The 13,460-nt window shown below is 47.6% G+C and carries 15 protein-coding genes; 12 read left to right on the top strand and 3 right to left on the bottom strand.

Translation table 11 applies throughout. The features are described 5' to 3' along the window. Positions 1-2: 2 nt before the first annotated feature. From sdhB to EGM68_RS20590, 7 genes are all read left to right on the top strand, one after another. Positions 3-770 carry a succinate dehydrogenase iron-sulfur subunit gene (gene sdhB / locus EGM68_RS20625; RefSeq protein ID WP_013372870.1) on the top strand — a complete coding sequence of 256 codons (768 nt, stop codon included), beginning with the start codon at positions 3-5 and terminating at the stop codon, positions 768-770. A 169-nt stretch (positions 771-939) separates the two neighbouring features. Next, on the top strand, positions 940-1,749 hold the full coding sequence (locus tag EGM68_RS20620) for an AAC(3) family N-acetyltransferase (RefSeq protein WP_013372868.1): 810 nt from the start codon (positions 940-942) through the stop codon (positions 1,747-1,749). Between the two features lie 68 nt (positions 1,750-1,817). Then, positions 1,818-2,762: a metallophosphoesterase gene (locus EGM68_RS20615; RefSeq protein WP_129549930.1), complete on the top strand. Its 945-nt coding sequence runs from the start codon at positions 1,818-1,820 to the stop codon at positions 2,760-2,762. 105 nt (positions 2,763-2,867) lie between these two features. After that, positions 2,868-3,608, top strand: a complete 741-nt coding sequence (locus tag EGM68_RS20610) for a metallophosphoesterase family protein (RefSeq protein ID WP_129549929.1) — start codon at positions 2,868-2,870, stop codon at positions 3,606-3,608. A 52-nt stretch (positions 3,609-3,660) separates the two neighbouring features. Then, a complete protein-coding gene (locus tag EGM68_RS20605; protein WP_058830430.1) occupies positions 3,661-4,269 on the top strand; it encodes a GNAT family N-acetyltransferase in 609 nt (202 codons plus the stop codon). A 296-nt stretch (positions 4,270-4,565) separates the two neighbouring features. After that, positions 4,566-4,841, top strand: a complete 276-nt coding sequence (locus tag EGM68_RS20600) for an MFS transporter (RefSeq protein WP_058830431.1) — start codon at positions 4,566-4,568, stop codon at positions 4,839-4,841. A gap of 233 nt (positions 4,842-5,074) precedes the next feature. Continuing rightward, positions 5,075-5,491: an alpha/beta fold hydrolase gene (locus EGM68_RS20590; RefSeq protein WP_129549928.1), complete on the top strand. Its 417-nt coding sequence runs from the start codon at positions 5,075-5,077 to the stop codon at positions 5,489-5,491. A 6-nt stretch (positions 5,492-5,497) separates the two neighbouring features. On the opposite strand, the gene EGM68_RS20585 is transcribed toward EGM68_RS20590, so the two are convergent. The 3 genes from EGM68_RS20585 to EGM68_RS20575 form a co-directional block, all read right to left on the bottom strand. Next, positions 5,498-6,238, bottom strand: a complete 741-nt coding sequence (locus tag EGM68_RS20585) for a GTP pyrophosphokinase (protein WP_013372861.1) — start codon at positions 6,236-6,238, stop codon at positions 5,498-5,500. A gap of 190 nt (positions 6,239-6,428) precedes the next feature. Beyond that, the gene (locus EGM68_RS20580; RefSeq protein ID WP_129549927.1) at positions 6,429-7,238 is read right to left on the bottom strand and encodes a histidinol-phosphatase; all 810 of its coding nucleotides are present in this window, start codon (positions 7,236-7,238) and stop codon (positions 6,429-6,431) included. A 60-nt stretch (positions 7,239-7,298) separates the two neighbouring features. Next, complete coding sequence (locus tag EGM68_RS20575) at positions 7,299-8,201, bottom strand: LysR family transcriptional regulator (RefSeq protein ID WP_013372859.1); 903 nt, start codon at positions 8,199-8,201, stop codon at positions 7,299-7,301. A gap of 424 nt (positions 8,202-8,625) precedes the next feature. Here EGM68_RS20575 and EGM68_RS20570 point away from each other — a divergent pair, with 424 nt between their 5' ends. The 5 genes from EGM68_RS20570 (at position 8,626) to EGM68_RS20550 (ending at position 13,407) form a co-directional block, all read left to right on the top strand. After that, positions 8,626-9,084 carry a chemotaxis protein CheX gene (locus EGM68_RS20570; protein WP_025365744.1) on the top strand — a complete coding sequence of 153 codons (459 nt, stop codon included), beginning with the start codon at positions 8,626-8,628 and terminating at the stop codon, positions 9,082-9,084. 39 nt (positions 9,085-9,123) lie between these two features. Next, positions 9,124-9,903 carry an SDR family NAD(P)-dependent oxidoreductase gene (locus EGM68_RS20565; RefSeq protein ID WP_040102950.1) on the top strand — a complete coding sequence of 260 codons (780 nt, stop codon included), beginning with the start codon at positions 9,124-9,126 and terminating at the stop codon, positions 9,901-9,903. A gap of 121 nt (positions 9,904-10,024) precedes the next feature. Continuing rightward, complete coding sequence (locus EGM68_RS20560) at positions 10,025-11,416, top strand: DEAD/DEAH box helicase (RefSeq protein WP_040102951.1); 1,392 nt, start codon at positions 10,025-10,027, stop codon at positions 11,414-11,416. 18 nt (positions 11,417-11,434) lie between these two features. Beyond that, a complete protein-coding gene (locus tag EGM68_RS20555; RefSeq protein ID WP_013372855.1) occupies positions 11,435-12,181 on the top strand; it encodes an ABC transporter ATP-binding protein in 747 nt (248 codons plus the stop codon). 2 nt (positions 12,182-12,183) lie between these two features. After that, positions 12,184-13,407, top strand: coding sequence for an ABC transporter permease (locus tag EGM68_RS20550; RefSeq protein ID WP_129549926.1), 1,224 nt, complete (start codon positions 12,184-12,186; stop codon positions 13,405-13,407). Positions 13,408-13,460: the final 53 nt, after the last annotated feature.

The raw sequence follows: 13,460 nt of genomic DNA, 5'->3' as shown, positions 1-13,460 counted from the left end.
AGATGTCGGAGCAAGCAGTGAAGTCGAATAAAACAGTGAAGTTCGTGGTTACTCGTCAGGATGAGCCTAATGCCAGTTCCTATACGGAAGAATTCGAATTGGCCTACAGACCGGGAATGAACGTGATCAGCGCGCTGATGGAAATTCAGCGTAACCCGGTAGACAGCCAAGGTAAAGAGACGGCTCCGGTGTGCTGGGAGTCAAACTGCCTGGAGGAAGTATGTGGAGCTTGTTCTATGGTGATTAACGGCAAGCCACGTCAGGCATGCGCAGCGCTCGTCGATAAGCTGGAGCAGCCGATTACGATTGCGCCCATGAGTACATTCCCGGTAGTACGGGATTTGGTCATTGACCGCAGCCGGATGTTTAACGCGCTCAAGAAGGTCAAAGCGTGGATTCCGATTGACGGTACCTACGATCTGGGACCGGGTCCTAGAATGGCAGAGAAAAAGCGTCAGTGGGCGTATGAGCTGTCCAAATGCATGACCTGTGGTGTCTGTCTGGAAGCATGCCCGAACGTCAATGAGAAGACGACGTTCATCGGTCCTGCGGCGATATCTCAGGTTCGCCTGTTTAACAGCCATCCGACAGGGGAAATGAATCAGGAAGAGCGCCTGGATGCATTGATGACGGACGACGGGCTAGAAGGCTGTGGTAATTCGCAAAACTGCGTACGCTCTTGCCCGAAAGGCATTCCGTTGACAACTTCTATTGCCGAAATGAACAAGCAAACGACTAAGCATATGTTTAAGCGCTGGCTGACTGTGTAGCAGAGCCAGCCCATAGGTTGTACTCAAACAGGCTTCTTCCCAACCGGAGAAAGCCTGTTTTTTTGCGCTCAGGAATGATGGAGGGTAACATGGAGGAAGGAGCGAGGGACAGCACTTATGGTATAATTATAATATTGTGTATCGTTTTGGAGAAAAGGAGGCTGGACAGGTGACTGTGCAACCGATAACGAATCGACCTGTCACGAGGTCGGATGTAATGAAAGGATTAAAGGAGCTGGGAGTTCAGAGCGGCATGACATTGCTTGTTCACTCGTCGATGCGCAGCTTTGGGCGCTTTGTTCCAGGCGGGGCCTCCACCATTCTTGCCGCATTAACCGAAGCGATTGGCCGGGAAGGGACGCTGGTGATGCCAACACAGTCACACGACTTGACAGATCCGTCCACCTGGATGAACCCGCCTCTGGATGAGTCATGGTGGGAACTGGTACGTGAGGAAATGCCTGCTTATGATCCGGCCTGGACGCTGACCGGAGGGATGGGCGTCATTGTAGAAACGTTCCGTGGCCTGCCGGGAACAGTGCGCAGCGGACATCCGCACGTTTCTCTGGCGGCATGTGGACCTGCTGCTATAGGCTTACTGGAAGCGCATGAGCTTGATTTTGGGCTGGGTGAGCATTCGCCCTTGGCAAAGCTGTATGAGGCAGATGCCTATGTACTGCTGCTGGGCTGCGGACATGACAGCAACACCTCCTTACATTTGGCAGAATATCGAACAGCCTACAATGGACGTGAAGTTGTCACGCATCAAGCCCCTATGATGGTGGATGGGACCAAAACGTGGGTGTCTTTTCAGGATTATAATATTACCTCGGATGATTTTGAGCAGTTGGGACTTGATTTTGAACGGGAATGTCCCACATCCTTTATGCGGGTGAACATTGGAGAGGCTTCATGTTTTTTCGCAAGGCAACGGGATTTGGTTGACTATGCAGAGCAGTGGTTGTCCACTCATCGCTAAAGCTTCTGGACAGTAGGAAATGCTGAGAAATGAGATAGAAAGGACAGAACGCAAGGGGGGAACGCATAATGAAGAAGACGTCGCAAATCCGCCGCGAGAGTCAGGATGGCCCACATCAGGAGGCCACTATCCCTCCCGGTTCTTCGCGGCGTTCCTTATCAAATGAGCCAGCCAATCCTTCCCGCCGCCGTTTTTTGAAAAAAGCGGCTTTAGCCACAGCAGGAACTGCACTATTGGCTGGAGGATATGCCTCCTTATGGGAGCCTAATCATATGGAGATTACACGCTTCAACTTGTCCCTTCCTCGTCTTCCGTCTGCATTTGACGGAATTAAGGTGGTGCATTTCAGCGATGTGCACTTGGGGTTTCACATGGATGAGCAAGATCTGAGCGAGCTTGCGGACCGAATAGCAGGTCTGGAGCCGGATTTGCTCTGTTTTACAGGCGATATTGTAGATGATTATTCCGTATCGATGAAGGCTGCTGTTCCAGTTATGGCTTCCATGCACGCTACCCTTGGTAAGTTTGCTATTCTGGGCAATCATGATTATAGAGGCTTACCCGCCGGCGTTCAGGAGCTATATCCAAAAACCGGATTTACACTGCTGAGAAATGAGCATGCGGTTGTAGAGCGCGCGGGACAACGTGTGGCCATTGTCGGCTTGGAGGATAACATCATGGGCAAGCCCAATCCGCAGCGTGCAATCCACGGACTGCCTGATGAGATGTGCAAGCTGCTACTGATGCATGAGCCGGACTATGCAGATGTGGCGGCACAAATGTCCTTTGATCTTCAATTGTCAGGACATACACATGGGGGACAGGTACGTTTGCCTGTCATTGGAGCACCGATGCCGCCCCCTGGTGGACGCAAGTACATTCAGGGATTATTTCATGTGGGAACGGATAGAATGCCACTGTATGTCAGCCGAGGCATTGGTATGACACATTTGCCAATACGGGTGCTGTGCAGACCGGAGCTTAGTGTTATTACGTTAAAATCTGGCCAATAGGTCATGATCTTTTTTTCATCTTCATCATATATGTTGGAACTACATAATGTTGGCTTGAATGTAGTGTAGAGATGTAGCCGTTTCGGACAAAGGAGTGAGATTCAGATGGATCGTATTGCTGTCATTTCAGATATTCATGGCAATTGGCCTGCTTGTGAGGCGGTGCTGGAGGATATTGCTTCCCGAGGCATTAGCCGTGTGTTTTGTTTGGGGGATCTGATCGGCAAAGGGCCTAGCCCGTGCGAGGTTCTGGATGCTATCCGCCAACATTGTGAAGTCGTCGTTCGGGGCAATTGGGATGAACTGGTTAGCATAACGGATGATCTCAATTTTAGCTGGCAAGCCGAACGTTTGGGTGCAGAGCGAGTGCAGTATTTGGCACAGTTGCCGTTTCATTATGATTTCAGAATGAGCGGACGTCGTATCCGCTTGGTGCATGCCTCGCCGCAAAGTGTGTATCACCGCGTACAGCCATGGAATGAGCCAGCCAAAAGGCTTGCCATGTTCGATCCGCTAGCTGAAGAAAGTGGAAAAGTACCTTTTGCTCCAGAGGTTGTGGGATATGGGGATGTGCATAATGCCTTTATCCAGCATTTTCAGGGAAAAACACTTTTTAACGTTGGGAGTGTCGGGAATCCGTTGGATATTACCCAGGCTTCCTACTGCATTTTAGAGGGGCGATGGGGAGAGGAGCAGCTCACGCCTTTTTCCATTCATTTTGTACGCGTACCCTATGATATAGAATTGGCAGTAAAACAAGCAGAGGAGGCAGATGTGCCTTCTTTGGCATATTATATTCGAGAGCTGCGTACCGGAATTTACCGGGGAATTCAGGACCTGGATTAAGTATGGAAATATGCATTGCTAAAAGCAGAATCCATCCGCAGGAGGGAACATTGTGCTGACCAGAGAAATGCTTCGTCTCGGATTGCCGGAGCTTTACACTCGCCGAGTCCGATTGCGCCAGCTAAAAGCGGAGGATTATCCTGCGCTGGAGCGGATCTTATCCGATCCATTGGTAATCCAATATGTGAATCGAATTCGCAAGCCAGTCTATGCAAGAATGAGACGTCTGATTGCGCAAATTAAAATATCAGCTGACTCACTGGACTCCCTACATTTTGCGGTGGAATGGCATCGGAGAAATACAGGAGAGAGCAATCTGCATGATGAATTCAACGAACGGTCCTCCTCACCGTTGCTCGGTATTGTTTCTTTTCAGCAATGGAATGAAAGAACGGGTGAGGCACAACTGGGCTATATTCTGGATCGGCCTTTTTGGGGACAGGGACTGGCTACAGAAGTCGTAGGAGAAATGCTGAAATTTGGTTTCGAGTCTTTGAAGCTCAAGCGGATCGAAAGCCGTTGCCAAGAGAATAACCAGGCTTCTATGCGTGTGCTTATGAAAAATAAGATGCGCCTGCTGCGCACCATTGGTGCCTATGATCCCTCAGGAGAGGTGCCGAGTGTATTGGTATTTTCGCTGACCCAAGGGGATTATGCATAGAAATAACATTGGAATATTTTGTTACAAAGATGAAATATAACTGCAAAACAACTCTAACACAGTACGGGTACAATACAGACATGACCCCCTTTTGAATAATATATGTTGCTGGGACCCGATCATTCGGGTCCTCTTTTTTTTTTGTTATCCTATAGTTAGAACCAATCAGGAAAGAAGGGCTAACTCACGATTCCGCCTCATTTGGGTAAGGGAAGGGATCGTTACATCTAGATACAATCCATTTATGTCATATTCAAAATATCATGCTACTAGGTGTATAGGGTCTAGGTCTCGGGATGACCACAACGCCACTGGCCCATGTCGCCCTTGGTGCTGTATCGGCTGAAGAGGCAGGAACGGGTTCAGGCTTGTTTACGACCTTTATGTACTTGGCTAATTCGTTGGGTGTCGCTTTGATCGGTATCTTGTTCTTATCCTCGCTCAATCACACGCTTTCAGATGCTAATCTGTCCGATTATATCAGGGCATTCATTATTTCTGTGGCGGTGAGTGGCCTTCTTGCCTTGGCTGCGCTCATTTGTATTTCATTTTGTTACAAAAATGAAATATAACTGCAAAACTACTTTAATATAGACTGGGTACAACATAGATATGACCCCCCTTTGAATCATATAAATTGCTGGGACCCGAAGCTTCGGGTCCTCTTTTTTTATAATTCATAGGTACGGTTCAGGCTGGTTACCAGCTCTGGAAGCCATTCATTTAGGGAGAGAAAGGAGTATCCCTCTGACTGGGCTTTGGACGTATCCATGTACCACGATTGTGTAATACCGAATGGAGACATGTGCTAGTTATTGGCTGTAGTGGAGTCGCATGTCCTGAGGGGGCAGATGAGTTTGAGCCGGAGTGGCTCATCCAAAACGAATGTTATGAAATGATCCATCAAATGATGGAACGCCATGAGGAAGCGCATCAAGGTAATTGGCAGGAATTTATGCATCAGAGCGCTCAGGATTGGCGCCAATATCCGCAATTGACACGTAATGAGTTAAGCCGCATTACGTGCCTTGCATTATTTATTGCTGGTGAACATGACGACTTTGCCACAGAAGAGCAGCTTCAGGAATTATGCTCATGGGTCCAAGATTCACGTTATCTAGTTGCTCCGGGTTGTAGTCATCGACCGCACATGCTTAGAGAACAGCCCATTTTAATCAATGATTCTATTCTTCAATTTTTGAATAAACATGCTATTGGTTGATTAAAATTATTCCCCTAGAAGCTTCAAAAAATTGGCTGGCACCGTAATTTGCTGATTATTAATCATAATCTTTCGAAGCTCTTCCATAGAGTCTTCTTCACCTCTGGCATCTTTAATCTCCTTGATTTCACGATGCAGACGTTCCATTTGCAGATCCAGCGCATTAGCGGAATCCGCTGCGTTCTTTAATTCACGTGTCAGACTCTCGGGAACAGACTGGTTGTATTTATAAAAGATTTTATGCTCCAGGCTTGCCCAAAAATCCATCGCAATGGTTCGAATCTGCACCTCTACGCAGACTAGTTCCTCACAATCCGACATGAATACAGGAACTTGAACCAGCAAATGCAGACTCTGATAACCGTTCGGCTTGGGATTCTTGATGTAATCCTTGATTTCCAGCACCTTGAGGTCACTCTGTCTCTGAAGCATGTTACTGACATCATAAATGTCAGAAATAAAAGAACAAGTAATACGTAAGCCCGCGATATCCTTGATAGAATCTTTGATAGCATCCAGCGATAATTCGCTATTTTTACGAAGCATTTTGTTCATGATGCTCTCAGGAGATTTAAGGCGTGATTTGGTATGCTCAATTGGGCTGTAATCGTGCAATGCTTGAAATTCCTGCTTTAATATTTCAATCTTGGTTTCCATTTCGTCGAGTGCAAACTTATAGATGAGCATAAATCGCGTGATATCATGCTTTAGCTTTTTGAGCTTGTCCATAGGATCTTCCAATTGCATATGTAATTCTCCTCACACAAAGATGTTGTTTATTTAAAATAATGGAGTTGTACGGTTTAAGGCGATTGGTAGCAGAGCGAGGATTTGAATCTGGAGAAGCGTAGTGTTCGCCTTTGCAATGGGATTGTTACCCCATATAAGGATTTCTCAAGAATCCCATTGCAACAGCGATTCCCACCCTTAATATATTTTAAAGCGCCACAGGAATTTTACGTTTTTCTTTAAAATAAACCCATTCCTGGAAGCCGATATCCTTCAGCATCGCTTTTACGTCTTCCCAATCGTCGCCTACCCGTGAAGGCTTATGGGCATCCGAACCAAAAGTGACCTCCACACCAAAATGGTGTGCTCTTTCTAAAATAGAAGCAGAGGGGTACCATCCGCCACTCAGCTTGGTTTTACCCGAAGTATTAATTTCAATCGCCACATTGGATTCCGCAATCACTCGCAAGGTTTCGTCAATGGCTTCATCGGCAGGAATGTCTGAAAAGGCAGGGAAATTCCCTTTCATTGCGTCAATATGACCTAAAATCTGAAACATGCCGCTTCGCGCAGATTGCTGAATGAGCGCATAGTAGGCTTGTTTGACCTCGACTTTACGAGCGTCACTTAATTTTTTCCAACGGTTGCGGTTAAAAATGCTATCCCCTTCGACATTGTGAATCGACCCGATAAGGTAATCAAATGGATAAGGAGCCAAAGTGGAACGATACAATTCAGCAAAATCAGGGAAATAATCCGTTTCCAATCCAAGGAGCACGTCAATACGGCCCTCGTATTCCTGCTTAAGCTCCTGTACTTCTTTTACATATTCAGCAAGCTGTGACTTGGCCATATAAATTTTAGGAAAAGCCTGATCCTTTTCGCTACATAGGAAGGGGGAATGGTCGGAAATACCAATAGCTTGTAAGCCTGATTGAATACCTGCTTCGATGTAATCCCGAATGTTGCCGTCTGCATGACCGCAGCGGAAATGATGGGTGTGCAGATCAAATTTCATGGACTGTCTTCCTTTCGTAACCAAGGTTTATATTGTGTATGTTGTTCATAGCGAATTACGTTATTCAGAATTGGTGAAATTCGTCTCCGGCATCCCCTTCAGATCGCTCAAAAATTGCTGCATTGCTGAGTTTAGATAACGGCCGGACTTATAAATCACCCCTACCGGATGACTAACTTCCAGCTCGGGAATATGGATCATTTTTAATGTGCCTGTACGCAGCTCAGAAGTGACTGACAGTCTGGAAATTATGGCAGCTCCGAGATTGATTTCGACCATCCGTTTGACTTCCTCACTGCTGGACAACTCAATCACGACATGGGGCACAATTTGGTGCTTTTTAAAAACATCGTCCACGAATTTCCGTCCTACCGTATCGGGAGAGAGCAGAATGAGCGGAATTTCCCGAAGGGCTTCAATAGTAGCGTGTGGTTGCGAGGCCAGCGGATGTGTAGGAGATACGACAAGCTCAAAAGAATCATAATACAGGACTGAAGTGCTTAGATTGGGATTACGTTCGATCAGATAACCGATACCAACATCAATAAGTCCGTTCTCCACCTGCTGATAGATCATCGAGGAGGCCATGGATTGAATGGAGGTTTTGATGAGAGGGAACTGATCCTGAAAGTAGGAGAGCACACGCGGTAAAATTTGAATGGCGATGGATGTTGTGGTACCCAGCGCAATGTGACCCTGCGGTGTTTCGTTCAAGTCATACAATCTCTGTCTTAATTCCTCAACAACCTCCAATATGCGCTCGGCGTGTTCCAAAAAAACAACTCCCCGGTCGGTCAGGGTGACGGGCTGGTTGCGGTCAATCAGAATGGTTTTGAACTCATCCTCTAGACTTTTGATTTGGGCGGACACCGCCGGCTGCGTCAAATTGAGAAGTTCTCCGGCTTTACGGAAGCTCATCGTTTTGGAAATCATGATAAGGGTTTCAAGTTGACTGATGTTCATGAAGTTCCTCCTCTCTTTTCTTTAGCTTGTCGCAGCTGTATAAACTGAGTTTAGCCAATCTACTTGTTTATATGTAAAACCATCGTTATGCTTTATTTCATTAGATTATAGGTTATTCGAGCAGGAAGGGCAATGAATCGAAGCAGTACACCGTAAAGTGTGGTATATTGGGGAATAAAGACTAAAGTCCTGATATACTTTAAAAATAACCAGTCTAGATTCGGCTTGTAGTAAAGATATAGGACATTATTCACATTTTTTGTGCTTTAGCTATAAAAAATTGCCGGACTGCTGTCGATAAGTGATAGAGAGAGTATTTTATTGCAGGTTGAGTCGTTATCCAGCATTATTTAAATAAAAATTCAAATTTAAATGGGACTTTTGTTGTGTGTCTAAAAGCCCATCGTAAAGGGGCGCAATGATCGTGAAGGCAGAAGTGATAAATCCTTTTTTGGAGTCGGCGAGACGGGTCATTGAACAATTGATCCAAGTTTCTCCTTTACCCGGAAATCTCGGTGTGAAAAATGTCGAGTTGGTGGACGACCATATCTGGATTATGATCGGGATGACCGGACAGCTTAGCGGAAATATTGTGTTCGGCCTGAATGAACAGGTGGCGCTACGTATGGTATCGGCGATGATGGGCGGATTTGTGTTGACTGAAATTGATGAGATGGGAAAAAGCGCAATTTCGGAATTGGGCAATATGATTAGTGGCAATGCCAGTACAATTTTGTCCAGTCAGGGAATTGTCGTGGATATCACCCCTCCGCAGGTCATGAAATCAGAAAACTTGACCACTTTTGTGCCCCAGCGCGCCCTTTGTATTCCGCTTTCGGTGGAAGGAATCGGTGAGCTGGATATTCAGGTGATGATCTCTTAATATTAAAGGAGTAAGTTTCTTTAATGTGGAGGGATGACCATGAGTACATTGCAGGATAAGGTAATTGTGATTACAGGTGCATCCAGTGGGATTGGCGCCCTTTGTGCTCAGTTGTTAAGCGCAAAGGGCGCGATTCCTATTTTAACAGCACGTTCGCAGGAGCGATTGAAGCAAGTATCTGCGGGAATCAGCGGCAGGCATGAGCTGATCCCATTGGACGTTACCTGCCAGGAGCAGGTAGAGGCTGTTTCTGCACGAGTATTGGAAAAGTACGGACGGGTTGATATATTGCTCAACAATGCAGGTTACGGAAAGTTTGAGTATTTTAATGAAACCGACCTGACAGAGTTTGAACAAATGATGGACGTGAACTATATGGGGGTTGTTCGCTGCATCAAGGCGTTTCTGCCGCAAATGACAGAGCGGAACGATGGGCAGATTGTGAATGTAGCATCGATGGCTGGGAAAATCGGGACAGCCAAATCGGCTTCTTATACGGCCACAAAACATGCGTTGCTCGGTTTCAGCAATGCGCTCCGGCAAGAACTGCGCGGAAGTGGAGTGACTGTAACGACGATTAACCCCGGGCCGATTGATACACCGTTTTTTGAGCTGGCAGATCCTTCAGGGGGTTATGTGCGGAATGTTGGCTGGTTTATGCTAAAACCTGATAAGGTAGCACAGCATATCGTAAGGGCGATGGAGCTCCGCAAGGAGGAGGTTAATCTGCCGCATTGGGTATCTCCTTTTCTCAAGCTGTATCAATTAGCTCCCAGACTGATCGACAGGCTGGGGCATGGTGTGATGAATAAGAAATAATAGATGTCCCGTAGCCATTAGGTGTGGTGAGGGACATCTTTTATTTTTGTGATTTGGTAACAGGGCTATTTTCGCATATAATGGAGAGTAACGAATTTACGTATAGGGGTTGGACCTTTTCATGACATTGAATTTTGAAGCGCTCGGCGTTGAACAAGATCTGTTAGACAAACTGACCGAGCATGAAATTACACAGCCTTCGCCAGTTCAGGCAGAGGCTATACCGGAAATAATGAAGGGAAAGCATGTATTGGCGCGCTCACAAACCGGTACAGGCAAAACACTGGCTTATTTGCTACCGCTGCTACAAGCCATTGACCCACAGAAAAAGGCTACACAAAAGCTGATACTGGCTCCAAGCCAGGAATTGGCCATGCAAATTGTACGTGAGGGTCAGCGCTACGGAGAGCATCGTGGAATCCGTGTACTAGGTTTGATTGGTGGGGCGGCAATCAAGCGCCAAATCGAAAAGCTAAAGGATCATCCACAGCTTGTGGTAGGCACACCAGGACGTGTACGGGAACTCATTGCTTCGAAAAAGCTGAAGATGCACAATATTACAACAATTGTCATTGATGAGGTGGATCAGATGTTCCAGCTCGGCGGAGCCGGCGATGTGACCCATATACTGGGCTCTGCTCAGCGTGATCGTCAATTGGTATTCCTGTCCGCAACGCTGAATAATGAAATTCAGTCATTGGCACAACGGGAGATGCCTGATTACGTAGAAATCGGGATTGATCCTGATCAGAAGACGGCCAGTGGACTGGAACATTACTACTTTGTATCCGAAGAACGGGATAAGGTGGATATGCTGCGCCGTCTGGTACGGCATTTTAATCCGAGAAAAGCGCTGGTGTTCGTAAATACGACCAATGCCATCGGGGAAATTGAAGCCAAGCTCAAGCACATGGGCCTAACTACGGCATCCTTGTATGGAGATGCAGATAAAGTCACGCGCAGCAACGTGTTGGCTCGGTTCCGCGAGGACAAGCTCAAAGTGCTAGTCGCTTCGGATGTGGCAGCCCGTGGTCTGGATATTGAGGGGCTTGAAATGGTCATTCATTTTGACCCGGCTACGGATAGTCAAGCTTATGTTCACCGCGCAGGGCGGACAGGACGTATGGGACGCAAAGGACTGGTGGTGTCGGTGGTGACCGACCGCGAAACGTTCATCATGCGTAAGTTTTCTCGTGAGCTGGGAATCGATATTGCAGAGCGTGCGTTGTACGGAGGTCGAGTTGTAGTGCCGCGCCCGGCGGATGCCAAGCGTGCCCCTGTAAGGCCATCTGAGACTAGATCCATTTCCAATGGAACAGTGACGGAAAACCGCAAGACACCTGTTCGGACTGAAGCAGGGCGTCCAGGCAGGAATTCCGTGAACGGTTCAGCTCCAGGCAAGAGCAAAGGAGCAGCCTTATCCAAAGCAGGAAAGGCACAGCGCGAGCGTGATCGTAAAAACAAGGGTGCGCCAAGATGGCTGAAGGAAAAAGGATCAAAACCGAACGAGTAAGGGAGAAGAGGGGGAGCCATGGAACAACAGCCTGTGTTGCAAATTAACGGACTGACCGGTGGATACAGCGCCAAACGCCCGGTACTACATCAGATTTCGCTCGATGTGAAGCCGGGAGAAATGGTGGGACTGATCGGTCTGAACGGGGCCGGGAAAAGCACGACCATGAAGCATATTTTGGGACTGATGACACCGCAGGCCGGAGAAATTCGCGTACAGGGGCATAAGCAGGATGAGAATCCCGAAGCGTATCAGGGAGCTATTGCTTTTGTACCCGAAGCTCCAGAGCTGTATCCTGAAATGACAGTGATGGAGCATATGGAGTTTACGGCTAGAGCATACGGAGTCAGCGAAGCAGATTTCCGGACGCGCAGCGATCAAATGCTGGACTTGTTCCGTATGCGGGATAAAAGCGGAAGTATGTCGATGCATCTCTCCAAAGGGATGCGCCAGAAAGTGATGATTATGTGCGCATTTTTAGCGGGGCCGCCGTTGTATGTCATAGATGAGCCTTTTTTGGGTTTGGACCCGCTCGGCATTCGTTCCCTGCTTGACTTTATGTTGGAGATGAAGCGTTCGGGTTCGTCTATTTTGCTCAGTTCTCATATTTTGTCCACGATTGAAAATTATTGCGATCGTTTCATTGTGCTTCATCAGGGTGCCATCATCGCTCAGGGTACGCTGGACGAAGTGACAGCACAGGCGGGTAAGCCGGGCATGCCGCTGGAAGATGCATTTTATGAGCTGGTACAGGGCAGGGAATGAGCATGGATTTGCAACGTTTGCATAAAGAAAGACGTCTAGCGTTTTGGGGACAGGTGCTGCCTTATCTGGGCTATGTCATTCAGAGCGGCCTTGCAGTGGTCTTCGGCTTTGCGCTGATTGCCTTTGCCGCATGGTACACGTCCTTGCTGATGCATATTCCGCCGGATTTGCCCATCCGCTGGATCATGCTTATTGTAGCTATTCCAATTGCGCATGCGAGCTTTCGAACGTATTTGAATGAGGCAGATATTGTCTTCCTTCGTCCCCAGGAGCACGCGATGCCCCAGTATTTCAAGGCCAGCCGGATTCGAGGCGTGGTATATAAAATATTCGGTTTGCTGCTGCTGTCCATTATTTTGTGGCCGCTGTATATTCGCAGTGATGCTGCGCCTAAGCCGCTGCTACTGACTCTGCTGCTGTTCGTGCTGCTGAAGCTGCTATTTAGCTACGGCGGCTGGCAGGAGCTTCGCATGGTATCGGTTGGCGGGAGTGTAGGCTATCGTCTCCTGCGGTGGGTGCTGGCTGTGCTGATGATAGCCGCATGGCTATGGCAGCCTCCGCTACACAGCTTGCCATTTATCGTGTTGGTTAGCGTGGTGTACGTGCTTGTTCTGCGTTTACCGGTCAAACTGCTAGTGGCTTGGGAAAAACTGATCCGCACAGAGGGCATGCAGGCTGCTCGCGTGATGCGTACGTTGGGCTGGTTTGTCGATGTGCCTGCCCTTACGCAGAGAGTGACGCCGCGCCGCTGGCTGTCCTGGCTGGGTGGTAACATACCTTGGAACAGAAGGGGAGCGTATCGTTACCTGCTGTTTAAGACGTTCTTGCGTACAGAGCCAGCAGGCATTGTCATTCGGTTAGGTATTCTGGGTCTGTTAATTATATATATCACCCATGCTAGCTGGATTGGTATTGCCGTATATTTATTTTTTATATTCCTCATAGGTGTTCAGATCACTTCTTTAAGACAGTATCACAGGGATTCGTTGTGGCTTCAGTTATATCCGATTCCTGCGCATAGTCGCCGTGCGTCTTTTCTTGACTTTGTTGTTCGGTTGACGTTGCCGGCTGCGGTGGTGCTGTGGCTTCCTTTTCTGGCAAAAGGAACGGAGGATCTACTGTCTACAGTGCTTATATTGGTTGGGGGAGTCCTTGTTGTGTTCCTGCTCCGTGGTACTCAAGCCAAAAAATGGCGTTTGGATGGACAGGATGAGGAAGAAGTGTGACCTATATCTGTGTGAATAAAGTAAAGGCTAATTCGCAAGCAGCAAAAGCTGAG

Source organism: Paenibacillus sp. M-152, assembly GCF_003856555.1.
Taxonomy (GTDB): Bacteria; Bacillota; Bacilli; order Paenibacillales; family Paenibacillaceae; genus Paenibacillus; species Paenibacillus polymyxa_C.
This window is presented reverse-complemented; position numbering and strand designations above follow the sequence as displayed.